24 protein-coding genes are annotated in these 26,341 nt (G+C 59.3%); 10 read left to right on the top strand and 14 right to left on the bottom strand.

Annotation, left to right across the window (positions count from 1 at the left end):
• Nucleotides 1-77: 77 nt before the first annotated feature.
• Complete coding sequence (locus tag ASC74_RS08740) at nucleotides 78-1,214, bottom strand: acyl-CoA dehydrogenase family protein (RefSeq protein ID WP_056740894.1); 1,137 nt, start codon at nucleotides 1,212-1,214, stop codon at nucleotides 78-80.
• Between the two features lie 244 nt (nucleotides 1,215-1,458).
• On the opposite strand from ASC74_RS08740, the gene ASC74_RS08735 reads away from it, so the two are divergent.
• From ASC74_RS08735 to ASC74_RS08720, 4 genes are all read left to right on the top strand, one after another.
• Nucleotides 1,459-2,355 carry a GlxA family transcriptional regulator gene (locus ASC74_RS08735; RefSeq protein ID WP_177338842.1) on the top strand — a complete coding sequence of 299 codons (897 nt, stop codon included), beginning with the start codon at nucleotides 1,459-1,461 and terminating at the stop codon, nucleotides 2,353-2,355.
• 224 nt (nucleotides 2,356-2,579) lie between these two features.
• Nucleotides 2,580-4,517 (top strand): flavin monoamine oxidase family protein, encoded by a 1,938-nt coding sequence (locus ASC74_RS08730; protein WP_056740890.1) that lies wholly within the window; start codon nucleotides 2,580-2,582, stop codon nucleotides 4,515-4,517.
• Nucleotides 4,518-4,755: 238 nt separating this feature from the next.
• Nucleotides 4,756-5,643: a nitrilase family protein gene (locus tag ASC74_RS08725; protein WP_056740888.1), complete on the top strand. Its 888-nt coding sequence runs from the start codon at nucleotides 4,756-4,758 to the stop codon at nucleotides 5,641-5,643.
• 15 nt (nucleotides 5,644-5,658) lie between these two features.
• Nucleotides 5,659-6,867 carry a hypothetical protein gene (locus ASC74_RS08720; protein WP_056740886.1) on the top strand — a complete coding sequence of 403 codons (1,209 nt, stop codon included), beginning with the start codon at nucleotides 5,659-5,661 and terminating at the stop codon, nucleotides 6,865-6,867.
• A 66-nt stretch (nucleotides 6,868-6,933) separates the two neighbouring features.
• On the opposite strand, the gene zapE is transcribed toward ASC74_RS08720, so the two are convergent.
• From zapE to ASC74_RS08705, 3 genes are all read right to left on the bottom strand, one after another.
• Nucleotides 6,934-8,028 (bottom strand): cell division protein ZapE, encoded by a 1,095-nt coding sequence (gene zapE, locus ASC74_RS08715; RefSeq protein ID WP_046048269.1) that lies wholly within the window; start codon nucleotides 8,026-8,028, stop codon nucleotides 6,934-6,936.
• Between the two features lie 91 nt (nucleotides 8,029-8,119).
• On the bottom strand, nucleotides 8,120-9,475 hold the full coding sequence (locus ASC74_RS08710) for a tryptophan--tRNA ligase (RefSeq protein WP_056740883.1): 1,356 nt from the start codon (nucleotides 9,473-9,475) through the stop codon (nucleotides 8,120-8,122).
• Between the two features lie 24 nt (nucleotides 9,476-9,499).
• Complete coding sequence (locus ASC74_RS08705; RefSeq protein WP_056740881.1) at nucleotides 9,500-10,129, bottom strand: alpha/beta hydrolase; 630 nt, start codon at nucleotides 10,127-10,129, stop codon at nucleotides 9,500-9,502.
• A 144-nt stretch (nucleotides 10,130-10,273) separates the two neighbouring features.
• Between ASC74_RS08705 and ASC74_RS08700 the strand changes: the two genes are divergently transcribed.
• Complete coding sequence (locus ASC74_RS08700; protein ID WP_046053408.1) at nucleotides 10,274-10,708, top strand: YhcB family protein; 435 nt, start codon at nucleotides 10,274-10,276, stop codon at nucleotides 10,706-10,708.
• Between the two features lie 226 nt (nucleotides 10,709-10,934).
• On the opposite strand, the gene ASC74_RS08695 is transcribed toward ASC74_RS08700, so the two are convergent.
• The 8 genes from ASC74_RS08695 to ehuR form a co-directional block, all read right to left on the bottom strand.
• A complete protein-coding gene (locus ASC74_RS08695) occupies nucleotides 10,935-12,320 on the bottom strand; it encodes an aspartate aminotransferase family protein (RefSeq protein ID WP_056740879.1) in 1,386 nt (461 codons plus the stop codon).
• 11 nt (nucleotides 12,321-12,331) lie between these two features.
• Nucleotides 12,332-13,804, bottom strand: a complete 1,473-nt coding sequence (locus ASC74_RS08690) for an NAD-dependent succinate-semialdehyde dehydrogenase (RefSeq protein ID WP_056740877.1) — start codon at nucleotides 13,802-13,804, stop codon at nucleotides 12,332-12,334.
• Between the two features lie 145 nt (nucleotides 13,805-13,949).
• Entirely contained in the window at nucleotides 13,950-14,429 is a 480-nt protein-coding gene (locus ASC74_RS08685) for an Lrp/AsnC family transcriptional regulator (protein ID WP_056740875.1), read from the bottom strand.
• A gap of 149 nt (nucleotides 14,430-14,578) precedes the next feature.
• Entirely contained in the window at nucleotides 14,579-15,580 is a 1,002-nt protein-coding gene (doeB, locus tag ASC74_RS08680; RefSeq protein ID WP_056740874.1) for a N(2)-acetyl-L-2,4-diaminobutanoate deacetylase DoeB, read from the bottom strand.
• Between the two features lie 3 nt (nucleotides 15,581-15,583).
• The gene (gene doeA, locus ASC74_RS08675) at nucleotides 15,584-16,774 is read right to left on the bottom strand and encodes an ectoine hydrolase DoeA (RefSeq protein WP_056740872.1); all 1,191 of its coding nucleotides are present in this window, start codon (nucleotides 16,772-16,774) and stop codon (nucleotides 15,584-15,586) included.
• Between the two features lie 42 nt (nucleotides 16,775-16,816).
• Nucleotides 16,817-17,809, bottom strand: a complete 993-nt coding sequence (gene eutC / locus ASC74_RS08670) for an ectoine utilization protein EutC (protein ID WP_056740870.1) — start codon at nucleotides 17,807-17,809, stop codon at nucleotides 16,817-16,819.
• A 37-nt stretch (nucleotides 17,810-17,846) separates the two neighbouring features.
• Entirely contained in the window at nucleotides 17,847-18,818 is a 972-nt protein-coding gene (eutB, locus tag ASC74_RS08665) for a hydroxyectoine utilization dehydratase EutB (RefSeq protein ID WP_056740868.1), read from the bottom strand.
• A 107-nt stretch (nucleotides 18,819-18,925) separates the two neighbouring features.
• Nucleotides 18,926-20,320 carry a MocR-like ectoine utilization transcription factor EhuR gene (gene ehuR / locus ASC74_RS08660; protein ID WP_056740867.1) on the bottom strand — a complete coding sequence of 465 codons (1,395 nt, stop codon included), beginning with the start codon at nucleotides 20,318-20,320 and terminating at the stop codon, nucleotides 18,926-18,928.
• Nucleotides 20,321-20,601: 281 nt separating this feature from the next.
• Between ehuR and ehuB the strand changes: the two genes are divergently transcribed.
• The 4 genes from ehuB (at nucleotide 20,602) to ehuA (ending at nucleotide 23,716) form a co-directional block, all read left to right on the top strand.
• Nucleotides 20,602-21,459: an ectoine/hydroxyectoine ABC transporter substrate-binding protein EhuB gene (ehuB, locus tag ASC74_RS08655; RefSeq protein WP_056740865.1), complete on the top strand. Its 858-nt coding sequence runs from the start codon at nucleotides 20,602-20,604 to the stop codon at nucleotides 21,457-21,459.
• 69 nt (nucleotides 21,460-21,528) lie between these two features.
• Entirely contained in the window at nucleotides 21,529-22,188 is a 660-nt protein-coding gene (gene ehuC / locus ASC74_RS08650; RefSeq protein ID WP_056740863.1) for an ectoine/hydroxyectoine ABC transporter permease subunit EhuC, read from the top strand.
• Nucleotides 22,185-22,841, top strand: a complete 657-nt coding sequence (gene ehuD / locus ASC74_RS08645) for an ectoine/hydroxyectoine ABC transporter permease subunit EhuD (protein ID WP_056740862.1) — start codon at nucleotides 22,185-22,187, stop codon at nucleotides 22,839-22,841. Before ehuC ends, ehuD begins: the two co-directional genes overlap by 4 nt.
• A complete protein-coding gene (gene ehuA / locus ASC74_RS08640; protein WP_442965769.1) occupies nucleotides 22,841-23,716 on the top strand; it encodes an ectoine/hydroxyectoine ABC transporter ATP-binding protein EhuA in 876 nt (291 codons plus the stop codon). The genes ehuD and ehuA overlap by 1 nt, the downstream gene beginning before the upstream one ends.
• A gap of 73 nt (nucleotides 23,717-23,789) precedes the next feature.
• Here ehuA and ASC74_RS08635 read toward each other — a convergent pair whose 3' ends face one another.
• Nucleotides 23,790-24,509, bottom strand: coding sequence for an OmpA family protein (locus ASC74_RS08635; RefSeq protein WP_056740861.1), 720 nt, complete (start codon nucleotides 24,507-24,509; stop codon nucleotides 23,790-23,792).
• A gap of 116 nt (nucleotides 24,510-24,625) precedes the next feature.
• Complete coding sequence (locus tag ASC74_RS08630) at nucleotides 24,626-25,270, bottom strand: MBL fold metallo-hydrolase (protein ID WP_056740859.1); 645 nt, start codon at nucleotides 25,268-25,270, stop codon at nucleotides 24,626-24,628.
• A gap of 232 nt (nucleotides 25,271-25,502) precedes the next feature.
• Here ASC74_RS08630 and ASC74_RS08625 point away from each other — a divergent pair, with 232 nt between their 5' ends.
• The gene (locus ASC74_RS08625) at nucleotides 25,503-26,321 is read left to right on the top strand and encodes a PP2C family serine/threonine-protein phosphatase (RefSeq protein WP_056740857.1); all 819 of its coding nucleotides are present in this window, start codon (nucleotides 25,503-25,505) and stop codon (nucleotides 26,319-26,321) included.
• The last annotated feature ends 20 nt before the right edge of the window (nucleotides 26,322-26,341 follow it).

Below are 26,341 nucleotides of genomic sequence, written 5' to 3'. Positions count from 1 at the left end.
AGGAATGCGGTCGAATGTGGGAGCGGCGGTGCGACGATTCGACTTGCTCGCGAAGGCGTCAGTCCAGCCACTGCAAATCAAAGCGACCGCGCGATAATCTCCTTCATGATTTCATTGGTCCCCGCATAAATCCGCTGCACCCGCGCATCCGCCCACGCCCGGGCGATCGGGTATTCCCACATGAAACCGTAGCCGCCGTGCAACTGCACGCACTCGTCGAGCACCTTGCATTGCAGGTCGGTACCCCAGTACTTGGCCATCGCCGCAGTCGGCACGTCGAGCTTGCCTTGCAGGTGCAGTTCCAGACAGCGATCGACGAAGACCCGACCGATCTGAATCTCGGTCGCCATCTCCGCCAGTTTGAAACGGGTGTTCTGGAAGTCGGCGATCGCCTTGCCGAATGCCTTGCGCTCGCGGGTGTAATCCAGCGTCCATTGCAACGCAGCTTCAGCCGAAGCCAGCCCGCCGATGGCAACGGTAAGACGCTCTTGAGGCAATTCTTGCATCAGGTACGCGAAGCCCATCCCGGCCTGCCCCAACAGGTTTTCCTTGGGTACCCGAACGTCCTGGAAGAACAGTTCCGAGGTGTCCTGAGCCTTCATGCCGACTTTTTCCAGACGCTTGCCCTTGGCGAAGCCTAGGGTGTTGGCCTCCACCAGAAACAGGCTGGTACCTTTCGCGCCAGCCTTCGGATCGGTCTTGGCCACGACAATCACCAGGTCAGCGAGAAAGCCGTTGGTGATGAACGTCTTCGAACCGTTGATCACATACTCGTCGCCATCGAGCACCGCGGTGGTTTTCACCCCTTGCAGGTCGGAACCGGCACCCGGCTCAGTCATGGCAATCGCCGTGACCATCTCGCCAGACACCAGTTTCGGCAGGTATTTGTGTTTCAGCGCTTCACTGCCGTAATGCAGGATGTACGGCGCGACGATGTCCGAATGCAGGGAAAAACCGATACCGGTCAGGCCGAGACGACCGATCTCTTCGATCACCACTGTGCTGTAGAGAAAGTCCGCCCCCAGGCCGCCGTACTCTTCCGGCAGATGCGAACACAGCATCCCCGCCTCCCCTGCCTTGTTCCAGAGTTTGCGATCGATATAGCCTTGTTTTTCCCATTGCCCATGGAACGGCACGGCCTCTTTTTCGAGGAACGTTCGCACACTGTCGCGAAAAAGTTCGTGCTCGGAACTGAACAAGGTTCTGGGGATCATGCGGCACCTGTCGTTATTGTTAGCCGGAATTGACCTCCAAAGACTATGCCCCGCATCCGATACAGGACACTGGACACATCAGACAAAAAATAAGACGATCCAGCCGTCTGGTGACCACTTTCCCCTATAAGAATAAAGTTGAATTATGTCTAACCAAGTCTCCACGCCCTTGCGGCGCGTCAGCATCCTGGCTATCGACCGGGTTTTCGCTTCCACCCTCATGCAAGCCAAGGATTTCTTCCACCTGGCCAGCCTGCGTTACGGCAAACAACTGGGCCAAGGCCTGACTCCGGCGTTCGAAACCCGCCTGGTCAGCCCCGACGGCAAACCGGTGAACAGCTTCAGCGATGTGGTCATGCCGGTGGACGGCGGCCTGGAAAACGCCGACATCATTGTCCTTCCAGCCTTCTGGGACGATTTCGACACCCTTTGCCAACGTTATCCACAGGTCCTGCCCTGGCTGCGTCAGCAGCATGCTCGCGGCGCAGTACTCTGCGGCGAAGCCACCGGGGTGTTCTGGCTGGCCGAGGCCGGGCTGCTCGACGGCAAGGAAGCGACCACTTACTGGCGCTTCTTCAATGCGTTTGCCGAACGCTTCCCGCGGGTTCAGCTCAATCAGGACAAGCACCTGACCGATGCCGATAACCTGTATTGCGCGGGCGGCACCACCTCGGCCTGCGACCTTTACATTTACCTGATCGAACGCTTCTGCGGCGCCAACGTGTCCCAGGCCGTCGCGCGGGACATTCTTTATGAAGTGCAGCGCAGCTACTCGCCAGGACGAATCGGTTTCGGCGGTCAGAAGCTGCACCAGGATGTGATCATCCTGCAGATCCAGCACTGGCTCGAAGAACACTTCGCCGACAAATTCCGCTTCGAAGACGTGGCTCGCGAACACGGCATGAGCATCCGTAATTTCATGCGGCGCTTCCAGACCGCCACCGGCGACAAGCCGCTGCATTACCTGCAACGCCTGCGCATCGAAACCGCCAAGGGCCTGCTCTCCGGCAGCCGCAAGAGCATCAAGACCATCAGCTATGAAGTCGGTTACGACGACGCGAGCTTCTTCGCTCGGCTGTTCCGCCAGCACACCGAGCTGTCGCCGAACCAGTATCGGCAGCAGTTTCAACAGGCTGCATAACTGTTGATACAGGCGCCGCCACGGAATTGCCAAGCGGCGCCTGTTTCAGAATTAAACTGCAAACACCAACAGTGTTTAAAGATAACGTTCGCGTGATTATTTCCCTTACATGAAAAACGGAATGCAGAGCACCGAACAAGTCCTTTGTACGCTTGCGAGCCGCTTACTGAGAACCCCAATATAGTCTTCCCGCCAGCTGAACTGCACTTCAGGGAAGATCAACAATGACCACAGAAACAAGCTCCCAGCTTCTCTCATTTAACGACAAGACCGAAAATCTCCAGGCTAAAAATAAATGGTCAGGTCGATTCCCAAATCCGCCGGACTTATGCTTTGACTACCGAGCGTTAATTGAGCAGGAACACGGCGTAGCAAAGGCAACTGATCCCACCCATAAAATATGCATCATTGGCGCAGGCGTTACCGGACTCACTGCCGCCCGAGAACTTTATCGTTGCGGTTTTACCGACGTGACACTGATAGAACAATCGACACGCATTGGCGGCAGGCACCTGACCGTCCATGGCAGCCATCCAATAAAAGAAAGTCATACACCTTTCGAGATGGGCGCCATGCGTCTTCCATTTTTCAATAGAGAAAACGAGCCACCCAAAGAGGGCCGATCGCTGATGGCTTACTACGCCAAGGCATTTGACCTGGCGCTATCTGACTTCCCCAATCCGGGAAGTCAGTGGGTGAGTTCGACAGGCATTTATCTTCAGGAAGGCAGCCTGGGTGGTCGCGCGGATCCGCACATGTTGATCTGGACGAATGAAGACGGCTTGACGCCTCCACCCGACGAGGCGCTGCAAACGGTTTATGCCAAGTGGAAGGCCTTTGCCGCCAGGATGACTCGCCAGATTGCGCTGATCTACGCCACGCAGGAGTGGGAAGCCGTCTGGGCGGCCATCGTCGACAGGTACGAGCGTGTTTCGTTTCGCGACCTGGTCTGCATGCCGGTGCTGGAAACCTGGAACAAGGACAAACCAGGAGATTTCGGCGGAGTCGGAATGACCTCGCACGAATCTACCCTGTTCTATTCGATTGGCATCGGCGATGGTAGCTGGGGCGCTTTTTATGACGTGTGCGCGCTCTACCCACTGCGTACCGCCATTTTCGGATTCAGCAGTCGCCTGCAACTGGTTCACGGTCGGGTCGATTCGTGCGGCGAACCGCTTCCCGCGCCTTACTTGCACAGCGACGCTGTTCTCGATGCGAAGGGCCTGCCTTTCGACAGCCCGCGCTACATTGGCCTCGCTGCGCTGGACGAATGCCTGCTGTTCATGAACACCGACAGCGCGCGCACGTCGTTCTACGAACACTGCCTTGAAAGAGGCGACGGATTTTTCACCGATTCATCCGTCAACAAACTGAAGAAGCTGGACGATCAAAAAGTACGCGTCTACTACACATGGAAATTCAGCCAGCCCTGTCAATCGCAGGAACTGTTCGATGACTTTGACGCCGTCATCATGACCTTGCCTTCATGGTTGATCGAAACAGGTATCCGGCTCGAAAACTTCAATCAGCAGATGCTGCCATTCGCGATGATCAACGCTTACAAAACGGCACACTGGGAAACAAGTTGCAAAGTGTACGCCCCCTTAAGTAAATCATTCCTTTCAAGCCAAACCCGAATCCCCCACGCCATTGTGACCGACAGTTTCATTCACGACGTATACAGCTATCGCTATAACGAGAATTATCCATACGACTGCATATTACTAAGTTACACGTGGGAGGATGACGCCACCAAACTGGCGTTATTTAACGACCAGGAACTGGTGGCGAAGTGCGTAGAGGAACTCGACCGGATACTGATGAACTCCGCCAATATCCAGCAGAAGATTTCTCCCTACATTAAAACTGAACATGCCGTGGTCCAACGCTGGATGACGGACAGAAACGCTTTGGGCTGCGCAAAGTTATACCGGCCCGGCACTTATTACGACGCGGTGAGCCTGATGAAGTACAACCGGGATTTCTCGCATGTGTCCGGCCTGTATTTTTCCGGCGAATCGTTTTCAGTCGATGCCGGCTGGACAGAGCCGTGCTTTCGCGGCGCCGTGGATGCCGTGATTCATATCTGCAATAAAACCGCAGCGGTATTCAACGGCGGATTCTGCATGAGCGACTACCCGCACTACCGCATCCGCAATTGACATCCGGCTCCATCGCCCAGAACCAATGCGCCCTGCGCGTTGGTTCTGTCTCTGCGTAACCGCTCTATTACGCCACCTTGCGCCCCGGCAGAAGAATTCGGGCGCTCTGCCCTGCGCGATCTTCGGACACGGACTACAGCTCAAACGGAAGCCGCTGACTTACGCAAAAATGCCATTTCAACTCTTATAAACACGCAGCTAAACAGCGTGAATAACAATAAAAAAGAGGTCATCGAGAATGAGCGAGCCAACAAGTCCTGTTCGTGTAGCAGTCGTGCAATTCGACCCACAAGTCGGCAAAGAGAAACGTGCAGGCAATCTGCGTCATGGTCTGGAGCTGGCCCTGGAAGCGGTAAATGGCGGTGCCAATCTCATCGTGCTGCCCGAGCTTTGCAGCACAGGTTATTTCTTCAGCAATCGGCAAGACGCGTTCGACCATTCGGAGGTGATTCCCGACGGGCCGAGTGTGCAAATCTGGGTGGACTTCGCCCGCCAGTACAAGGTTTACCTGGTGGCAGGCTTGACCGAGCGCGATGGCATGCGGCTGTTCAACACCGGCGTTCTGGTCGGGCCTGACGGTTTTATCGGCAAGTATCGCAAAGCCCATTTGTGGAACCTGGAGAAGCTGTGGTTCACACCGGGAGATCAGGGCTTTCCAGTTTTCGATACGCCTATTGGCCGTATCGGATTGTTGATCTGCTGGGATATCTGGTTCCCGGAAGTGCCGCGAATCCTCAGTCAGCAAGGTGCGGACATCATTTGCAGCCTGAACAACTGGGTGTGGACACCTCCGCCGCTGTTCGATGACGCCGGCAAGTGCATGGCGTCGTACCTGACAATGACGGCGGCTCACGTCAACAATGTGTTTATTGCGGCGGCGAGCCGGATCGGCGAAGAGCGAGGTGCACGTTACCTGGGCTGCTCGCTGATCGCGGGCACAAACGGCTGGCCGATTGGCGCGGTGGCGTCAGCGGACAAGGAAGAAATTCTGTTTGCCGACATCGACCTGACCAGCTCCCGCAGCGCGCCCATCTGGAACAACCTGAACGATCTGCATCGCGATCGTCGCACCGATCTCTACGATCAAATGCTCGGTTACACCCAACACCCTTGTCTGCCGCGCTGATAAGGGGAATGACTGATGGAAACCACAAACGAAAAACCGCAAAACCGGCTTGCCGCCAGGTCGCGGCTGGATAGGGCGATCATCTGGCTGATGCTCGGCACGACGCTGTTGATCATCTGGCTCTCATTCACCTACCGGACATCCTGGTCAGCCCATTGGCCAGACTACAGTCACATGGTGTCGAGCCTCCCGGAGCCCAGTGCCTGGCTGCGCTGGGTCTTGGGAGACATCAGCGAGGTGGCATTCTACAAACATGAGTTCGCTTCGATCGGGTTGCTTGCAGGCGCCTACCTGGCCTACTGGGCGAATAGAACGGGAAAAGCCTGGCAAGGTTTTACCATTTGCTACGGCAGCGGATTATGGCCGTGGCTCGTCACCAGCTCGTTGCTGGGCCTGTTGTTGAGCAACCTTCTGTGGGGCTGGACGGTCACGGCCTCCAGTTGGCAACCGACGTTTGCCGCCTTTGTTTCGTTGCCGGCGGCGATGGTGCTGATGTTTGGCGGCGGCTGGAAGGTCACAATCAATGGCGCAATCATGGGCGCCGTGTTCGTCACTCCGATGTGCTTGTTGATCGTCAATTACGTCTGCAACCCCCTTGGATTGCCGGCGGTGATCGGCAATGTCACGGGCATGGCGGTCGCCAGCGTCGGCGCTTTTCTGCTCTGTCGTTACCTGCCGAGCCTGGTGAAGTCCGACCCACCCAAGAAACCGTCCCCCCCTGTGCCCGCACCCGCCATCACCAAAACGCCCGATTATGGTGTCGTGTGGAGCCTGCGCCGGGTGTTGGCCGACTTTTCGGAAGCGCCGTTCTTTGGCAATGAATGGGCCAGTCTCGGTTTGATCGCCGGCGCCTTGATGGCTTACACCTTGAACCCCACAAGCCCGGTGTATGGCACGGGCTTGCTGCCCCAACTGATCGCCGCGCAAGCGTTGACCTCGGCGTTAGGCGTAGTGATCTGGCGTCAGCAATGGATATTGCGCGGCTGGTATCCCACCTACGTTCCGTTGGTGTCAGTCGTACCGGCGGCCGTTCTGACGTACGGCGGCAGCTGGCAGGTCATCGCCTCAAGCGCACTGCTGGGGGCATTGATTGCGCCACCCCTGGCCTGCGCGATTGCCAAGCGGTTGCCGGCCGACATGCACGGTTTCATCGGCAATGTACTGGCCATGGCCATCAGCACGTTGCTGATCATTCCGTTTATTGGACTGCTGGTAGCCAGCTGACGAACGTCGCGACTGGGCGCACAAAAAAGGCCTGCAATGCAGGCCTTTCTCATTTACCGAAATGTCCTACGGCTTGTGCGCCCGGGACAGGAATTCGTGAGACTGCATTTCCAGCAGACGACTCAGGGTGCGCTGGAACTCAAAGTTCAGGCGACCGCCGGTGTAGAGGTCTTTGAGCTCGACTTCAGCGGAAATGATCAGCTTCACGTTACGGTCGTAGAACTCGTCGACCATGTTGATAAAGCGTCGGGCGATGTCGTCGGTGGTGACGCTCATCTGCTCGACACCGCTGAGCAACACGGCATGGAAGATCTTGCCCAGCTCGATGTAATCGTTCTGGCTGCGCGGGCCGTCGCAGAGTTCGCGGAAGTCGAACCAGGCCACGTCATCGCACGTGCGCACGGCACGGATTTCGCGGTTCTCGATCATCAACACATCGTTCTCGATGGCTGCCGTGCATTCCGGCGTCAGAGCGCGGAAGCTCTTGCGCAGGCTTTCGTGGGACGCATCATCCAGCGGGAAGTGGAACAGCTCCGCTTGCTCAAGGTGACGCAGACGATAATCGACGCCGCTGTCGACGTTGACGATCTCGGTGTTCTGTTTGATCAGCGCAATGGCTGGCAGGAAGCGCGCACGTTGCAGACCGTCCTTGTACAGACCGTCCGGCACGATGTTCGACGTCGCGACCAGGGTCACGCCGTTCTTGAACAGCTCTTCCATCAGCGTGCCGAGGATCATCGCGTCAGTGATATCGGACACGAAGAACTCATCGAAACAAATCACCCGGGCTTCGTCAGAGAAACGCTTGGCGATGATGGTCAGCGGGTTTTTCTCGCCGCCGAGGGTCTTCATCTCTTCGTGCACGCGCTTCATGAAGCGGTGGAAGTGAGTGCGGACCTTTTCCTTGAACGGCAGCGCTTCGAAGAAGGTGTCGACCAGATAGGTCTTGCCACGGCCGACGCCGCCCCAGAAGTACAGACCCTTGACCGGTGCCGCGTCTTTCTTGCCAAACAGTTTGCCGAACAGACCCGGTTTGCTGTGCGAGGCCGCGACCAGATCGTCGTACAGGCGCTGCAAATGGCGCACCGCAGTTTCCTGCGCGGCGTCATGAAAGAATTCCGGGCGTTTCAGATCAGCTTGATATCGTTCTAGGGGCGTCATAATTCGTTAGCAAGGCAACAAAAACGGGCCGTCACTGTAGCGACGGCCCGTGGGAATGGCAATCGGCCCTTGGTCGGGCCGAGCCGCTGATTTATTCCTGAACCGGCGTCAGAGCAACCCGCAGGGTCTCGATGGCAGCATCGCGAGCGGTGCTGTCAGCAAAGGCCGGGCTGTCGGCAACGCACTCGCCTTCCAGCCAGACGCTGAAGCTCAGGTCTTCGTTGCGCACGTCCAATGGCTGACCCGATTGCAGCTGCTTGGTCACCTGGCCTGCGGTTTTACCGTCGGCAAAGTTACGCGACAGCAGCAGTTGCTCGCCATCGGCCGCCAGCAGACGGAAGCGGAAACTGCCGTCGTCTTCACGGAAGCTGACGAAACGCGCGGCTTTCGCGGCTTTCTTCTTGGTGGTGGTCGCGACTTGGGTCTGAGCGACGAAAGAACGCAGACCAACCGCTTCACGCAGTTCGTGGAGGAACGGTGTCGCTACCGAGCGGGCCTTTTTGGCGCCGATCTGCAGGATGTCTTCCAGATCTGCCGGGCGTTCGATCAACTGGTGATAACGCTCGCGGGACTCGCCCAGCTCGCTGTCGAGCAGCTGGAACAGACGATTCTTCGCCTCGCCCCAACCCAGGCCCTGCAACAGTTCACTGCGGAACTCGTCGGACTGCGCCGGGGTGGCGAAGGCCTGGAACAAGGTGAACAGGTGCGAGTTGTCCGGATCTTTCGCTTCGCCCGGTGCACGGGAGTCGGTAACGATCCGCGAAATGGCGTCCTTCATTTCCTTGGCGCTGCTGAACAACGGAATGGTGTTGTCGTAGCTCTTCGACATCTTGCGACCGTCGAGGCCTGGCAGCGTGGCAACGCTTTCTTCGATCAGCGCTTCAGGCATGGTGAAGAATTCTTTGCCCTGACCAAACAGATGGTTGAAGCGTTGACCGATGTCACGGGCCATTTCCACGTGCTGGATCTGGTCACGACCGACCGGCACCTTGTGGGCGTTGAACATCAGAATATCCGCGGCCATCAGCACCGGGTAGCTGTACAAGCCCATGGTGATGCCAGCGTCCGGGTCTTCGCCAGTTTCGACGTTCTTGTCCACCGAAGCCTTGTAGGCGTGGGCACGGTTGAGCAGGCCCTTGGCGGCGACGCAGGTCAGCAGCCAGGTCAGCTCGGGAATTTCCGGGATGTCGGACTGGCGATAGAAGGTTACGCGGTCCACATCCAGGCCACCGGCCAGCCAGGTCGCGGCGATTTCCAGGCGCGAGCGCTGGATGCGCAGCGGGTCATCGCATTTGATCAGGGCGTGGTAGTCGGCCAGGAAGTAGAACGAATCGGCATTGCTGTCACGGCTGGCGATGATCGCCGGGCGGATGGCGCCGGCGTAGTTGCCCAGGTGCGGCGTGCCGGTGGTGGTGATGCCGGTGAGGATACGGGTACGAGTCGTCATGGGTAATCGCTTGTCAGACTGCAATCAATTCGAAAGACGCGGCAGGATCAGATCCTTGAGATCGGTCAGCTTGCCATGAAAAAAGTGTCCGCATTCTGCCACTTTCAGCAGCTCATGGGGACGCTCGAGTTTCGAGGACCAGTCGTAGACGGCTTGCGGGTCGATGACTTCGTCGGTTTCCGGCTGGATCAGGGTCAGTTCGCCTTGCTGCGGCAGTTGATCCTGATCGCCGAGACGCATGACAGCGGGCGCGACCATGAACAAATGTTTCAGCTGTTCGCCCTTCGCTTCCAGGCGTCCGCCGAGGCTGGCGGCAACAAAACCGCCGAAGGAGAAACCGAACAGCGTCAGCGGCAATTCCGGGTGCTTGGCCCGCAGCCATTCGGCGGCCGCTTGAGCATCGTCGACTTCGCCAGTGCCCATGTCGTGGCTGCCTTCGCTGGCGCCGACGCCGCGATAATTGAAACGCAAAGTAATCAAACCGGCATCGCGCGCGGTGCGCTGCAAGGTCGAGACGACTTTGTTGAGCATGGTGCCGCCCTGCACCGGGTTCGGGTGGCAGATCAGCGCCAGGCCGCGGGGCTGGTCGTTGTCCAGGTAAAGTGCTTCCAGTTGGCCGACCGGGCCATCAATCACTACAGGGGTTTCGCGCATAAGCAAGGAAGGAACTCCGTGACCTCGAATCGGGTCGACTCGTCTAGCAAATTGTCTGTGCCAATCTATTGCGAGTGAATCGCGGTATACAGCGCAGGTTCGAGCCGTTAACGTAAAGCAAAGCCGTTTATAGAGGAAGGACTCGTGGAACACTCGCTCTTAGTTTGGTTGTTGCCGACTCTTGCCCTGGTTGTGGGTGTCGCCATTGGTTTCCTGATCGCTCGCCTGGTGCCGAATGCCGCGCCTAGCAGCACACAACGTCAGCTGGATGACATTCAGGAACGTTTCGACAGTTATCAGAACGAGGTGGTCACCCACTTCAACAGCACTGCAACCCTGGTCAAGAAACTGACTGCGAGCTATCAGGAAGTGCAGGATCACCTCGCCGAGGGCGCCAACCGCCTGGCCCTGGACGAGCAAACCCGCCAACGCCTGCTGGCCTCGCTGCACGCCGATGCGGCAGCCGCCCCACGGGAACGCCTGACGCCGCCGCGCAATCAGGAGCCGCCTCGCGACTACGCTCCCAAAGCCCCGAACGCGCCGGGCATGCTCGATGAGCATTACGGCCTGAAGAAGTAATCAGGTTTCGCGCGACACAAAAAGCCCTCGGACAAGTGATTGTCCGAGGGCTTTTTATTTCTGATCCAATATCTGCGGTGCCCGATCGGGCCTCATCGCGGGCAAGCCCGCTCCCACAGTGTTCCCAGCCGATCACAAAATAGTGATCAAACAAAAATCCTGTGGGAGCGGGCTTGCCCGCGATGAGGCCCGAACAGACAACACAAAAAGCTCAGGCCGGGAACGCTTAGCCCAACACCTCGCTGGCCACATGATCAACCGCACTCTTAGTGATGTCGACGATCAGGTCGGCCTCTTCCTCGGTCAGGATCAACGGCGGTGCAAAGCCGAGAATGTCGCCATGGGGCATCGCCCGAGCGATCATGCCGCGCTCGAGACAGGCTGCCGATACTTTCGGGCCGACCTTCAACGCTGCATCAAACGGTGTGCGCTGCTCACGATCAGCCATGAACTCGACCGCGGCAAGCATGCCATCACCGCGCACTTCACCCACCAGCGGATGGCCTTCCAGGGTTTCGCGCAACCGACGGTTCAGGTAGCTGCCGACCTTCTCGGCATTGGCCGTCAGGTTTTCCCGTTCCAGAATATCGAGGTTGGCCAAGGCCGCCGCCGCACAAATCGGATGCCCGGAGTAAGTCCAGCCGTGCCCCATGGCCCCTTGGGATTCGGAAGCCTTTTCGATCACATCCCAGACCTTTTCGCCGACGATCACTGCCGACAACGGCGCATAGGCGCTGGTCAGACCTTTGGCGGTGGTAATCAGGTCCGGGCGCATGCCGTAACGCTGACTGCCCATCTTCGAACCCAGTCGACCGAAGGCGCAGACCACTTCATCGGCGATCAGCAACACGTCGTATTTATTCAGTACCGCTTGAATGGCAGCCCAGTAGCCGGCCGGCGGAACGATGATGCCGCCGGTGCCCATCAGCGGTTCGCCGATGAACGCGGCCACGGTGTCCGGCCCTTCGGCCAGGATCATTTTTTCCAGTTCGTCGGCGCAATAGCGCACGAACGCCACTTCATCCATGCCGGCCGGTGCCTTGCGGTACCAGTGCGGGCAAACCGTATGTTTGACGCCTTGTTCGGGCAAGTCGAAATGCTGGTGGAAGGTCGGCAGGCCCGTGAGGCTGCCGGTCATAATGCCCGAGCCGTGATAACCGCGATCACGGGAGATGATTTTCTTCTTCTCTGGGCGACCCAATACGTTGTTGTAGTAACGCACCAGTTTGATTTGGGTTTCGTTGGCGTCGGAACCGGACAGCCCGTAATAAACCTTTTTCATGCCCTCGGGCGCCCAGTCGATGATGCGGCTGGACAGCTCGATGATCGCCTCGGTCGAGTGGCCCATATAGGTATGGTAATAGGCCAATTCCTTGGCCTGCTTGTAGATCGCGTCGGCCACTTCGGTACGGCCGTAGCCGATGTTCACGCAGTACAGTCCGGCAAAGGCGTCGATGAAATCGCGCCCCTCGTGGTCGCGGATACGAATACCCGACGCACTCTTGATGATGCGCCCCTTGAGCGCGCCACTGGCGTGGTCATGGGCGTGGGTCGACGGGTGCATGAAATGCGCGCGGTCTTGTTCGAACAGCGTATCGAGTTCTTGGTTCATGGCATGTCTCCTTAGAACTGGCCTTGATGGTGCAGGCAAAAGTATTTGGTTTCGACAAAGGCTTCGAAGCCTTCGGTGCCGCCTTCGCGGCCCAGGCCCGAGGCTTTCATGCCACCGAACGGGATCGGGTGGCCGGTGAACTTGACGCCGTTGACCGCGACCATCGCATGGTCGAGACGGCGAATCAGTGGGTAGATCAGGTCCAGACGATTGGAACAAATGTAGGCGGCCAAACCGTATTCGGTGTCATTGGCCATTTCGATGACTTGCTCGAGGGTGTCGAAAGGCATCACCCCGGCAATCGGCGCGAAATTTTCTTCGCGGTAGATGCGCATCTGCGGCGTGACATCGGCCAGCACCGTCGGCTGGTAGAACAACCCGCCAAGGGCATGGGCCTCGCCGCCGACCAGCCGCTGCGCACCACGTTGTAGAGCGTCTTCGACTCGCTCGGCCGTGACATCGAACGCGGCTTGATGCATCAACGGACCAATGTCGACGCTTTGCTCTTGATTACCCACCAGCGCCGGGCCAACCCGCAGCTCGCGCACGGCGGCGGCAAAGCGGCTGAGGAATGCCGGGTAGATCGAGCGCTGCACCATGATCCGGTTAGCCGCGCAGCAATCCTGGCCGGAGGTCTGGAATTTGGCCTCCACCGCGACTTTCACCGCCAGTTCCAGATCGGCATCGGCGCAGACAATGAACGGCGCGTTGCCGCCCAGTTCCAGCGACACCTTCTTCACATCCCGGGCCGCCGCTTGCAGGACCAACTTACCGACGCGGGTCGAGCCGGTGAAGCTGACCGAACGCACGCGAGTGTCCTGCACCAGGGTTTGCATGGTCATTTGCGGTTCGCCCAGCACCACGTTGAACACGCCGGCCGGGAAGCCCGCCTCTTCCGCCAGTTGCGCCAGGGCCAATGCCGAATACGGCGTTTCGTGGGCCGGTTTGATCACCACGGTGCAACCGGCGGCCAATGCGGCGGCGGCTTTGCGGGTGATCATCGCCGAAGGAAAATTCCACGGCGTCAGCAGTGCACAGACGCCAACCGGTTCCTTGATCGTGCCCAGATGCGCGCCGGGGATATGGCTGGGGATGTTCTGCCCGTAAAGGCGCCGCGCCTCTTCGGCAAACCACGGAATGAAACTGGCGGCGTAGGCGATTTCGCCACGGGACTCGGCCAGAGGTTTGCCTTGTTCCTGGCTGAGAATCCGCGCCAGGTCTTCCTGGTGCTCAAGGATCAACGCCGCCCAGCGCCGCAGAATCGTCCCGCGGGCATCGAGGCTTTGTTCACGCCAGGCCGCAAACGCCCGGTGTGCGGCATCAACCGCGGCGACGATCTGAGGCTGATCGAGCATCGGCACATGACCGATCAACGTCTGATCGGCAGGGTTGTGCACGGCGACGCTGTGGCCGCTGTCACTGTGGACCCAATGCCCGTCGATGTAGCAGAGCGCTTTGAACAACAGCGGATGTTTGTATGTCATGGCGTTCACTCCAAACCGTGTGCGTGAATCCATGCTAGGGCAGCGCGGCCCGGGTGATTTGGCGTTTGACGGGGCGAAACTGGCGGTTTTTTCTGATTGAACACCGGCAAACAGCAGCTTTTTGCGGTGAGGTTTTTGCGTCGGCTTATGGCTCCTGCGCCAACTCGGCCGGCAACGCTCCGGCGGTCTTGATGGTCTTGGTCACGATGTAGGTGAAGTAGCGTTCGATACCCAGGTCATCGAGCAGCAACTGGTCGATAAAGCGCTGGTAATGGTCGATGTCCGGTGCCTGGATCATCGCCATGTAATCGACACCGCCACCCGTGGCATAACAGAACGCCACTTCGGCAGCCTCGCTCATGCGTTGCTCGAAACGCCGCATGTCCTGGGCGGTGTGCCGGGCCAGGGTGATTTCCACCAGCACCTGCTGACTTTTGAACACCGCGGTCCAGTCGATCTGCGCCCGGTAGCCCTTGATCAAGCCCAGGGCTTCGAGTTTGCGCACGCGCTCCCATGCCGGGGTTACCGAAAGATTGATCGCCTCGGCCAGGCTCGATTTGGTGATCCGTCCGTCTTCGGCGAGGATCCGCAGGATGTTCAGGTCATAGCGATCGAGCTTGTGCATGGGCCGATAATCTCCGGTTGATAAGAAGCGTTGGTGCTGAACACTGACCTGTGGGAGCGAGCTTGCTCGCGATAGCGGACTGACATTCAACATTTACGTTGACTGGCACACCGTCATCGCGAGCAAGCTCGCTCCCACAGGGTTTGGGGTTAGGTCAACACATCGGCGATGACTGCCACGGTATCGCCGCACTGCACCAATCCAGGAAAATGCCGCGCCGCCAGCAAACCACTGCGGGCAGCGCGATACTCCACCGGGGCGACGCCGCTGCGAGTGGCGTCGTAAACGCGGGCGATCACTTCGCCTTTGTCCACGTTGTCGCCCAGATCGCGGCACATTTCCAGCAGGCCGTCGTGTTCGCTGGCGATGAAACAGTCCGCGTCAGGCATGTCGAGCATGATCGACTCAGCAGTCTGGACCTCGCCTTCGAGAATCCCCGCGTGCACCAGCAAATTGCGCACTCCGCGCTCGGCAATCGCCACACTGCGCGCACTGGACGAACCTCCGCCACCCAGTTCGGTGGTGACAAAGACCTTGCCCTGACGCTCCGCGGCGGTGTCGTACATCGCCCCGGCATCCAGCTCCAGCATGCGCATGCTGTAGGGCGCATTAAATGCGCGCATGCCGGCTTCACATTGGGCCTGCTGCTGTTTATCGGGCAGCACATGGCAAGCGGCGAACGGCAGGAAATCCAGGGTGCGCCCGCCCGAATGAATGTCCAGCACGATATCGGCCAAGGGCAACAAGGTCCGGTTGAAGTAATCGGCGATTTTCTCGGTCACCGTGCCGTCCGGCTTGCCGGGGAAACTGCGATTCAGATTGCCCTTGTCGATGGGTGAAGTCCGCCGCCCGGCATGGAACGCCGGGGTGTTCATGAACGGGACGATAATCACCCGCCCGGTCACGTCGGCAGCTGTCAGGCCCTGCGCCAGTTTGCTCAGCGCCACCGGCCCCTCGTATTCGTCACCGTGGTTACCGCCGGTAAGCAACGCAGTCGGCCCCTGACCGCGCTGGATCACCGAAACCGGAATCATCACCGCGCCCCAGGCCGAATCGTCCCGGGAATACGGCAATTTGAGAAATCCGTGCTGCACGCCTTCGCGGGCAAAGTCCACCGTGGCACTGATCGGGTTGTCAGGCAGCTCGCTCATGGCTCAATCCTTCACGAACAGTTGGCGTGGCACATTGCACAGCGTCTCGACGCCGGTCTCAGTGATCAAAATGCTTTCGGTGATTTCCAGCCCCCAATCGTCCATCCACAGGCCCGGCATGAAGTGGAACGTCATGCCCGGTTGCAACACACTGGTGTCGCCGGGACGCAGGCTCATGGTGCGCTCGCCCCAGTCTGGCGGATAACTGATTCCAATCGGGTAGCCGCAACGGCTGTCCTTGTGGATGCCGAACTTCTCCAGCACTTTGAAAAACGCTACGGCAATGTCGCCGGTGGTGTTGCCCGGTTTGGCCGCGTCGAGCCCGGCTGCAATGCCTTCGACCACGGCTTTTTCGCCGTCGAGGAAGTGCTGCGGTGGTTTGCCCAAATAGATCGTGCGCGACAGCGGGCAGTGATAGCGCTTGTAGCAACCGGCAATTTCAAAGAACGTTCCGGCGCCTTTTTCGAACGGCGAATCATCCCAGGTCAGGTGCGGTGCGCTGGCGTCGGCGCCGGTCGGCAATAGCGGCACGATGGCCGGGTAATCGCCACCGTGGCCGTCGGCGCCGAGGATGCCGCTGCTGTAGATCTCGGCCACCAGTTCGTTTTTGCGCATGCCCGGCTCGATCCGTTCGAGGATCCGCCCGTGCATGTTTTCGACGATGCGCGCAGCGATGCGCATGTAGGCGATTTCCTGGGGTGACTTGATCGCCCGCTGCCAGTTCACCAGCCCGACCGCATCAATCAGCGTGGCCTTCGGCAGGTGTTTCTTCAGCGACAAATAGGCGGCGGCGCTGAAGTAATAGTTGTCCATCTCCACGCCGATGGTCAGCGCGTCCCACCCCCGGGCACTGATGACTTCCCGCGACAGGTAATCCATCGGATGGCGTTCCCGGGACTGCACGTAGATGTCCGGGTAACCGACGATGTTCTCGTGTTGCATGAACACGGTGCGTTTGGCGCCGTTGGAATCTTGCCCGCGACCGAACCAGACAGGCTCGCCGTCGAGCGCCAGCAACACGCATTGGTGGACGTAAAACGACCAACCGTCATAGCCGGTCAGCCAGGCCATGTTCGACGGATCGGTGACCAGCAACAGCTCGATGCCCTGAACCTGCATGGCCGCTCGAACCTTGGCCAGACGCTGGGCGTATTCCTCCCGTTCGAACGGAAGATTGACGACTATCTGAGACATGCACCTGCCCTCTGATAAATGACGCACGGATGAAAAAACGGATTAGCTGCCGAACTGAAAACCCTTGCCGGCCGAGCGCGCGCGCTCGAAGGCCAGATTGGCCATGGCGGTGTCCTGGGCGCCGGTGCCGGTGAGGTCGCACAAGGTGACTTGCGTATCGCTGGTCCGACCAGGGCGCTGGCCCGCGAGCACTTGCCCCAATTCGGCCAGGCCCGATTCGTCGGCAATAACACCGGCCGCCAGCGCGTGATGCAGCTCGCCGAGGATTCGCGTCTGGCTCAAGCGATCCGCCACGTAGCGGTCGACCTGTGCCAGCGTCTGAGGAGAGATTTCGTTTTTGTGTTCGGCGTCCGAGCCCATGGCCGTGATATGCAAGCCGGAGTGCAGATGACGCACTTCGATCAAGGGTTCGCGGCTCGGGGTGCAGGTGATCGCAATGTCCACGCCAGTCATGGCCTCGTCGATGCTCGCGCAAGACGTGACCGCCAGACCGCTGTCGCGCGCCAGCTCGGCGCTGAAGTCTTTGGCCTTGGCGCTGTCACGTGCCCAAACGCGAACGGATTCAATCGGCCGCACCAGACGCAACGCCTGAAGCTGCAACGCGGCCTGCTCACCAGCACCGATCAGCGCGACGCTGCGACTGTCGACCCGCGACAGGGCGCGCGCAGCGACTGCACCGGCCGCCGCTGTGCGTACGGCGGTCAGGTAACCGTTATCCAACAGCAAGGCATCGAGCAAACCGGTGCGTGCCGACAGCAACATCATCATGCCGTTGAGACTCGGCAGACCGAGTTTCGGGTTGTCGAAAAAACCCGGGCTGACCTTGATCGCAAAACGCTCCAGGCCTGGTAGATAGGCAGTCTTCACGTCCACTTCGCCGTTGTATTCGGGGATGTCCAGACGCAAGATCGGTGGCATCGCCACCGCCGCCGTGGCCAGCAGCACGAAGGCGTGTTCGATGGCTTCGATGCTCGGCAGATCCAGCGCCACACAGGCGCGCAGATCCGCTTCGCTCAGTAAGGTGATTTCACTCATCAACGCAGCGCTCCAGTCAGACGGTTATTGTTTGGGTTCATGCATCCGCGCCCGTCAGGACGCGTACATGCTGATCGATGTCGACGTTACGGCCACTGACCACCACCACGATCGGTCCGCGCGGTTCGATCAAGCCGTCGAGCAACGCCGCGATGCCGACCGCCGCTGCGCCTTCGAGCACCAGACGCTCTTCGCGATAGGCATGGCGGATGGCATTGGCGATGGACGCTTCGCTGAGCAGGTGCAGGTGATCGCACAGGTCGCGGGTCATGCTGAAGGTGTAACGGTTGTCCGGACCGATGCCGCCGCCGAGGGAGTCTGCCAGTGTCGGCAGCTCTTCGACTTCCACCGGATGCCCGGCCGCGAGGCTGGCGTGCATGGCCGCGCCACGCTGCATGCTGATGCCGTGAGTGACTATGTGTGTACCGGCGCTTTTGATCGCCAGCGCCACGCCGGCAAACAAACCGCCGCCGGACAACGGCACGAGGATTTGCGCCACGTCCGGTTGCTGTTCGAGGATTTCCAGACCGAGGGTGCCCTGCCCGGCGATGATGGCCGGATGATCGAACGGCGGCAGCAAGGTCGCGCCTTGCTCGCTGGCAATCCGTTCGGCTTCGCGCTGGGCATCGTCCTGAGACTGGCCGACGATGCACACCTCGGCCCCCAGATTCCGAATGGCCTGAACCTTGTTCGCGGGCACCAGGTGCGACAGGCAAATCGTCGCCTTCACGCCTTGCCGCGACGCGGCATACGCCAGTGCACGACCGTGATTGCCGGTCGACGCCGCCACCACGCCTCCTGCTTTCTGCCCGGCGCTGAGCTGCGCCACGGCATTGCTCGCGCCGCGCAGTTTGAAACTGCCGGTGATTTGCTGGGATTCGAGTTTGAGGTACACCGCCACGCCCACTCGCTGCGAAAGGCTCGGCGAATATTCCATGGCGGTGCGCCGGACCAGCGATTCGATTCGCTGGCGAGCGCGGTAAATATCGTTTAGCTGCAGCGCTGACATGACCGCATCCCGATTGAGGTGTTGGGCGCAGTCTAAGAGGGCTGGATTGTCGCGATGAATGTACTAGGGCAATTTAGCCGACAAACTTTTCCGGTTTTTTTATCCGCTCAAAAGTCATGGATTTGCGGGTACTGACTGAAGATCTCGCGCATGCCGATCAGCGCATCGCGCATTTCTTCGTCGCTGCATTCGGCGCCGACACACATCCTCACCGCTCGGGCCCGAGGCGTGCCGCGCACGGTGAACGGGTCAGGTGACGTGACGGCAATGTGCCGGTGACGCAGGGCCCGCACCAGGCTGTCGACCTCCCAATGTGGGGGGATGCCGACCCACGCATTCAATGCATGAGGATGCTGGCCGAGCAGGTACTCACCCAGGTATTCGCTGACCATCGCCTGACGGTCGGCCAAGAGTTTGCGCTGCAAACGCACAAGCGTGTCGGCGCGACCGTCGCGAATCCAGCGTGCGGCGATTTCGGAGACCATGGGCGTGGCCATCCAGCTGTTGACCCGCAGGATGCTTTCGGTGCGCAGCGCCAAACGCTTGGGCATCACCAGATAACCGATGCGCAAACCGGTCAGCACCGACTTGGTCATGCTGGTGCAATAGAACGACAGCTCCGGCAGGTAATGGCTGATGGGCGGCGCGCGATGCTCATCCAGCAACGGCCCATACACATCGTCCTCGATGATGTGCACGCCGAAACGCCGGGCGATGTCGGCAATCTCTCGCCGACGACTGTCCGGCATCAGGCTGGTCGTCGGGTTGTTCAGGTTCGGCGTACACACCAGCGCGGTGATGCGCTCGTTACTGCACATGTCTTCGAAATGTTCCGGGTCAATGCCGTAACGGTCCATCTCCAGGCCTTTGAGGGTAAATCCCAGCACCTGGGAGTTGCCAATCACGCCGTGGTCGGTCACGCCTTCGCAGAGCACCACATCGTCGGGACCGGCCAGCGAGGCCAGGGCGAGGAAGATGCCGTGGGCCGCGCCGTTGGTGATCAGGATGTCATCGCGCTCGACCCGCAAACCTTGCCGTCCGATCCAGTGCATGGCCGCTTCGCGGTGCGATTCGAAGCCGGCAATCGGACGAAACGCATGAATCCACGGCTGATCCTCTTCAGTGCTGAGCTCACGACAGGTGTCACGCCAGAACTGGTCGTGTTCGCGGGTATGCAGGATCCGCGCGATGGAAAAATCCACCAGGGCCCGTTCGGGGCTGTCGAGAATGTAGGTGGCAACCCGATCGCTCATGCGCCGCGACACAAAGCTGCCGCGCCCGACTTCGCAACGCACCAGCCCCTGACGCTCCAGCTCTTTATAGGCATTGGTGACCGTCTGCACGCTGATGCCCATGGCATCGGCAACATTTCGCTGGGGCGGCAGGCGCTGATCGTTGGCCAGGACACCCTGCTCGATATCGTCGGCAATCGCCTGCACCAGGATCTTGTATTTGGACTCGCCGCTGCGGGCGATTTGCAATGCTGCTTTCCACTTGTCCATCAGCGCTAAAACCCGCGTCTGTGCTCGTCGGGACAGCATCCCGCGAGAATCCATGCAAAGCAATTGTCCTAGTGCAATGCAATGAGGCTCAGGGCTTTTGTATGCTCGGTTCAAGGTCGATAGCCGGGCACGTTTCAAGCCCCCACAACAAAACCAATCGACCTGTACCGGAACTGTGTCCCGATCCATGGGATCAGTCTTTGTACGCTTTGCTCTTGTAACACTGCCTCCTACCACAGAGCCGTCAACGACGGGTCCACAAGAAACAGGAGATTTTATCGATGAGCAATTTCCCCTCCGGCACCACCCATGCTTTGCGTCGCCTGTTCGTGGCTTGCGCGATGTTCGGCCTGGTCGCCAGTGCCCACGCCGCCAACACGCTGGAAACCGTCAAACAGAACAGCAGTATCCGCATCGGTTACGCCAACGAAACCCCGTTCGCCTTTACCGAAACCGACGGCAGGGTCACCGGTGAATCACCGGAAATCGCCAAAGCCATCTTCGCCAAAATGGGCATTACCAAGGTCGACGGCGTATTGACCGAGTGGGGCTCGTTGATTCCTGGCCTGCGCGCCGGTCGTTTCGATGTGATTGCCGCCGGTATGTACATCACCCCGGCCCGTTGCAAGCAGGTGCTGTTTACCGATCCGCAGTATCAACTGCCGGACGCGCTGCTCACGGCTAAAGGCAACCCGAAGAACCTGCACAGCTATGAAGACATCGCCAAAAACCCGGAAGTGAAACTGGCGATCATGGCCGGCACGGTGAACCTGGCGTATGCGCGGGATTCGGGTGTGAAGGATGCGCAAATCCTGCAAGTACCGGACACCACCGCCCAGTTGCAAGCCGTGCGCGCCGGCCGTGCCGATGCCGCCGTGGGGACTCAACTGACCATGAAAGGCCTGGCCGCCAAGGGTGGCGAAAAAGTCGAGGCGGTCACCGAGTTCAAGGACGATCCGTCGCACATCGGCTACGGTGCCCTCGCCTTCCGTCCCGAAGACAAGGACCTGCGCGATGCGGTCAACGCCGAACTCAAAAAGTGGCTGGGCTCCGAAGAGCACCTCAAGGCGGTCGCCCCTTTCGGGTTCGACAAATCCAACGTGACAAGCAAAACGGCTGCCGAGCTCTGCGCTCAATAGCCGAAACAGGCATGGCGCCACGGCGCGATGCCTATTTCCCTGCTTAATCCGGATGGCCAGGTTTAAACCATGGGTGAATTACTTCCGCTATTGATACAAGGCGCCTGGGTGACGCTCCAGGTGACGATTTTCGGTTCGCTGCTGGCGATTGTCGCGGCGATTCTCGCGGCCCTGGGACGCATGTCGCCATGGCGGCCATTGCGCTGGTTTTCCATTGCCTACATCGAAGTGTTTCGCGGTACGTCGTTGCTGGTGCAATTGTTCTGGCTGTTTTTCGTGCTGCCGCTGCCGCCGTTCAACCTTGAACTGAGCCCCTACAGCGTGGCCATTGTCGGTCTCGGCTTACACATCGGCGCTTACGGCGCGGAGGTGATGCGCGGTGCGATCAGCTCGGTCGCCAAGGGTCAGTACGAGGCCTCCACGGCGCTGAATTTCAGCGGCTACAAGCGCTTTCGCCGCATCATTCTTCCGCAGGCGTTGCTGGCAGCTATTCCGCCAGGCACCAATCTGTTGATCGAATTGCTGAAGAACACCTCGCTGGTGTCGCTGATTACCTTGTCCGACCTGAGCTTCCGGGCTCGGCAACTGGATCAGGCGACCTTCCAGACCCTGGAAATTTTCAGTCTGGCGCTGGTGATGTATTTCGTCCTGGCCCAAGCCATCAACATCGGCATGCGCCAGATTGAACGGCGCCTGGCTCGCGGGCGGATGCGTGGAGGTCTGTCATGACCCTGTTCGACTGGACCTACGCCTGGCAAATCCTCCCCGATTTGCTGCGCGCTTCGCTCAACACCGTGGGCATAACCCTGATCGGCTTCCTGATTGCGATTGTGCTGGGGCTGTTCCTGGCCATCGGCCGACGCAGCCGCAGAGCCTGGCTGTCGTGGCCGACCACCGGCGTGATTGAGTTCATTCGCAGCACACCGCTGCTGATCCAGGTGTATTTCCTTTACTACGTGCTGCCCAACTACGGTGTCAGCATGACTGCCATGCAAGTGGGGATTCTGGGCATCGGCCTGCATTACGCCTGCTACATCGCCGAGGTCTATCGCGGCGGCCTCGACGCCGTGCCGCGGGCGCAATGGGAGGCGGTCACGGCGCTGAACATCGCTCCGTACAGCGCTTATCGCAACATCATTCTGCCCCAGGCCTTGCGGCCGATCCTGCCGCCATTGGGCAACTACCTGGTGGCGATGCTGAAGGACACGCCGGTGCTGTCGGCGATTACCGTGGTGGAAATCATGCAACAGGCCAAAAACATTGGCTCCGAGAACTTCCGCTACCTGGAACCGATCACCATGGTCGGTCTGTTTTTCCTCGCCCTGAGCATCGCCTTGGCTTATCTGGTACGGCGCCTTGAAGTGCGCCTGGAGCTACGCTAATGACTTCTCCACTCTCGACACCCAGCGACCTTTCCCGGCACAGCAACCCGACCCCGCTGCATCCGCAGGAGGCCACGGCCATGCAGGAAACCAAACCGGTCAAGCCGATCGTCAGCTTCCAGGACGTCACCAAGAGCTACGGCAACTTCACCGTGCTTGACCACTTGAACCTGGACGTCACGCCGGGTGAGAAAGTCGCGATCATCGGCCCCAGCGGCTCGGGCAAATCCACCCTGCTGCGGGTATTGATGACGCTCGAAGGCATCGATGACGGGTTGATCCGCATCGAGGACGACTTGCTGACTCACATGCCCAATCGCAACGGTGTACTGGTGCCGGCCAACGATCGGCACATCCGCCGGGTGCGCGGAAAAATCGGCATGGTGTTCCAGAGCTTCAACCTGTTCCCGCACATGACGGCGCTGCAAAACGTCATCGAAGCGCCCGTTCAAGTCCTCGGCATGAAACCTGTCGAGGCGCGGGAGCGAGCGGCGGACTTGCTGGAACTGGTGGGACTGGGCAGCAAACTGGGGCATTACCCTTCGCAGCTGTCCGGCGGCCAACAACAACGGGTGGCCATTGCCCGGGCACTGGCCATGCGGCCTAAAGTCATGCTGTTCGACGAAGTGACTTCAGCGCTCGACCCGGAACTGTGCGGCGAAGTGCTGAACGTGATCCGCAAACTCGGTACCGAACACAACCTGACCATGTTGATGGTCACCCACCAGATGGGCTTCGCCCGGGAATTCGCCGATCGTGTGTGCTTCTTCTACAAGGGGCAGATTCACGAACAAGGCACACCGGCGCAGATCTTCGAACACCCGCAACAGGAACGCACGTGCGCGTTTCTCAGCGCGGTGAAAGAAGCCAACTAGGCAAATCCGAGGCAAAAAAACGGGCGCTGTGCTTTTGCACAACGCCCGTTTTTTAGAGCATGTGTTACGGATACTACTGAACCTGGCCTTGTTGCTGGTTGCCATACTGCTGACCCGGAATCGCCTTCAGGTTGACCTCTACCCGACGGTTCTGCGCCCGGCCATTGACGTCACCGTTGCTGGCAATCGGGTTATCCGGCCCGGCACCGCGAGCCGACAGGTTGGCACCGCTCACGCCCTGCGACGTCAGGTAAGTCGCCACGCTCTGGGCGCGACGCTGGGACAGGTCCATGTTGTGCTGGCGGCTGCCGGTGCTGTCGGTGTAGCCGACGATCTCGATCTGGTTCTGGCTGAACTCCTTGAGCGAGCCCGCCAGATTGTTCAACGGCTGATAGAAACCCGACGCGATGTTCGCCGAATCGGTGGCGAAGGTGATGTTACCCGGCATGATCAGTTTGATCTGATCGCCCTGGCGCTGCACTTCCACCCCGGTGTTGGCCATGCTGGCGCGCAGCTTTTTCTCTTGCTGGTCGGCGTAATAACCGTAACCGGCAGCGGAAGCACCCACCACCGCAGCGCCAATCAGCGCGCCCTTGCCACGGTTATCGTGACTGATGGCGGCACCGGCCAAAGCACCGGCCAGAGCGCCGAGGCCACCGTATTTAGCGGTTTTGCTCATGCCCGTGGAACCACTGTCGGCCTGGCCCTGGTTGTCGTAAGGGTTAGGCGAGGCGCAGCCAGACAGCAAGGCCACAGCCGTAGCGACAATAATCAAACGCTGCTTGGTGAACATGAAGAGCTCCTACTTTTTGCATTCTGTGGTGCAACGGACTAAGGCATTAAACCTTTGCGGGCGTTGGATCATAGCGGATGAAAATAATTCCACCACGCCCCTCACAACGTTAGAAATCACGCCCGCACAAAAGGGTTCTCGCGCATTTCATCGCCCAGACGTGTGTCCGGACCGTGCCCGGTCACCACCGTCGCCTCTTCGTCGAGGGTGTACAGCCGCTGCTTGATCGACCGCACGATGGTCGCCTGATCGCCACCCCACAAATCCGTGCGCCCTACCCCGCGACGAAACAACGTGTCACCGGCAATCAGCAGCTTAGCCTCTGAAAACCAAAAGCTCATGGAGCCCGGCGTATGACCCGGCGTGTGCAACGCCACGCCACAGCCGCAGGCCAGTTCTTCATCATCGGCCAACCAGCGATCCGGCGACGGCACCGGCGTGTAGGGCACACCGAACATCTGGCACTGCATCTCCAGGTTGTCCCAGAGGAATTGATCTTCTTTATGCAAATGCAGGGTTGCGCCGGTTTTCTCCTTCAACTGACCGGAAGCCAGGAAGTGATCTAGGTGCGCATGAGTATGAATGATGCTCACCACCTTCAAGCCCAGTGCGTCGAGCCGCGCGAGGATCAGTTCGTGATTACCGCCCGGATCGACCACGATGGCCTTTTTGGTGATCGGATCGCCGATGATCGTGCAGTTGCACTGCAAAGGGCCGACGGGGAAGGTTTCGCGGATGAGGGCTGTATTCGGGGTTTGCATGGGTTTAATCCTGGTGCCAAGGCTGGGTACTGCGGTTATGATCCGCAAAATTGATAGGTTATCCTCGCGCCGCGCCTATTTGAAACAGGACGGCAGGAAGCCAATGCCTGGTTCAAACGACTCTTGAAGCGTTTTTTGTAACGCTCAGCCCAAAAAGGATAATCCCATGCAAGAAGACTATCTCCTTCGTCAGGACATTAAAGGTATCGAAGCCTGGGCACAGGTCTGAACCATGCCTGAGATTCCGGAAGACTTCAGCTGTAAAACGGCCTGCGCGTTTGTGGCAGGACGCGAGCACCTCAAGACTCAAACGCCTTGCCAGGACTATGTCGCGGCCAGAGAGTCCAACAAGGTGACCTGCATTTCATTGGCCGATGGGGCTGGCTCCAGAGCCAAATCCGACATCGGCGCCCAAGTAGCGGTCACCGCTACCCTGGCTTTTGTCTGCAAAAACTTTGAAAGCCTCTGGCAAAACATGGACAAACACAACGCGAAGGCAGCCCAGCGACTGGTTAATCGCTGCCTGGACGCGTTCAGACGCAAAGCTGCAAAACTTGGCGGCGATATCAACGACCTGGCCTGTACCTTGTCGTTTGTCGCTTACTCACAAGGCCGCTACCTCGCAGGTCACTTGGGCGATGGCGTCATCGCAAGCGTTGAAGCGGACGGACAACTTCAGGCCCTTTCTCATCCAGAAAATGGTGAGTCGGCCAATACCGCCCCGTTGCTGACTGACCATAAAGCGGCGTCGCGGCTCAAGTTGTATCGTGGGCAAATCGAAGCCACGACGGGCTTCGCGATCATGAGCGACGGCACCGCGCAAAGTCTCTATGACAAATCCAACGGCGTCCCCACCCCGGCGATCCAAAAGCTGCTGGAGTGGAATACAACGTTGCCCAGAAAAAAAATGAGGGAAGTGTTGGGTGACAACTTGCAACAGTCCATTGCCAGTAAAACCGGAGATGACTGCTCCATAGGCTTACTGTCGATCCTGAAGCACTCCATCGACGTGGGGCAGACATCCGGAGTGCCTGTCTCAGAGGAGAAATGACCGAAAACCTCTGATCGCAA

The organism is Pseudomonas sp. Root329 (genome assembly GCF_001424925.1).
GTDB classification, from domain to species: domain Bacteria; phylum Pseudomonadota; class Gammaproteobacteria; order Pseudomonadales; family Pseudomonadaceae; genus Aquipseudomonas; species Aquipseudomonas arabinosi.
This window is presented reverse-complemented; position numbering and strand designations above follow the sequence as displayed.

Coding starts and splice junctions, on each gene's coding strand:
- ASC74_RS08740 (WP_056740894.1), bottom strand. CDS start 1,214: ATGATCCCCAGAACCTTGTTCAGTTCCGAGCACGAACTTTTTCGCGAC.
- ASC74_RS08730 (WP_056740890.1), top strand. CDS start 2,580: ATGACCACAGAAACAAGCTCCCAGCTTCTCTCATTTAACGACAAGACC.
- ASC74_RS08725 (WP_056740888.1), top strand. CDS start 4,756: ATGAGCGAGCCAACAAGTCCTGTTCGTGTAGCAGTCGTGCAATTCGAC.
- ASC74_RS08720 (WP_056740886.1), top strand. CDS start 5,659: ATGGAAACCACAAACGAAAAACCGCAAAACCGGCTTGCCGCCAGGTCG.
- zapE (WP_046048269.1), bottom strand. CDS start 8,028: ATGACGCCCCTAGAACGATATCAAGCTGATCTGAAACGCCCGGAATTC.
- ASC74_RS08710 (WP_056740883.1), bottom strand. CDS start 9,475: ATGACGACTCGTACCCGTATCCTCACCGGCATCACCACCACCGGCACG.
- ASC74_RS08705 (WP_056740881.1), bottom strand. CDS start 10,129: ATGCGCGAAACCCCTGTAGTGATTGATGGCCCGGTCGGCCAACTGGAA.
- ASC74_RS08695 (WP_056740879.1), bottom strand. CDS start 12,320: ATGAACCAAGAACTCGATACGCTGTTCGAACAAGACCGCGCGCATTTC.
- ASC74_RS08690 (WP_056740877.1), bottom strand. CDS start 13,804: ATGACATACAAACATCCGCTGTTGTTCAAAGCGCTCTGCTACATCGAC.
- ASC74_RS08685 (WP_056740875.1), bottom strand. CDS start 14,429: ATGCACAAGCTCGATCGCTATGACCTGAACATCCTGCGGATCCTCGCC.
- doeB (WP_056740874.1), bottom strand. CDS start 15,580: ATGAGCGAGCTGCCTGACAACCCGATCAGTGCCACGGTGGACTTTGCC.
- doeA (WP_056740872.1), bottom strand. CDS start 16,774: ATGTCTCAGATAGTCGTCAATCTTCCGTTCGAACGGGAGGAATACGCC.
- eutC (WP_056740870.1), bottom strand. CDS start 17,809: ATGAGTGAAATCACCTTACTGAGCGAAGCGGATCTGCGCGCCTGTGTG.
- eutB (WP_056740868.1), bottom strand. CDS start 18,818: ATGTCAGCGCTGCAGCTAAACGATATTTACCGCGCTCGCCAGCGAATC.
- ehuR (WP_056740867.1), bottom strand. CDS start 20,320: ATGGACAAGTGGAAAGCAGCATTGCAAATCGCCCGCAGCGGCGAGTCC.
- ehuB (WP_056740865.1), top strand. CDS start 20,602: ATGAGCAATTTCCCCTCCGGCACCACCCATGCTTTGCGTCGCCTGTTC.
- ehuC (WP_056740863.1), top strand. CDS start 21,529: ATGGGTGAATTACTTCCGCTATTGATACAAGGCGCCTGGGTGACGCTC.
- ehuD (WP_056740862.1), top strand. CDS start 22,185: ATGACCCTGTTCGACTGGACCTACGCCTGGCAAATCCTCCCCGATTTG.
- ehuA (WP_442965769.1), top strand. CDS start 22,841: ATGACTTCTCCACTCTCGACACCCAGCGACCTTTCCCGGCACAGCAAC.
- ASC74_RS08635 (WP_056740861.1), bottom strand. CDS start 24,509: ATGTTCACCAAGCAGCGTTTGATTATTGTCGCTACGGCTGTGGCCTTG.
- ASC74_RS08630 (WP_056740859.1), bottom strand. CDS start 25,270: ATGCAAACCCCGAATACAGCCCTCATCCGCGAAACCTTCCCCGTCGGC.
- ASC74_RS08625 (WP_056740857.1), top strand. CDS start 25,503: ATGCCTGAGATTCCGGAAGACTTCAGCTGTAAAACGGCCTGCGCGTTT.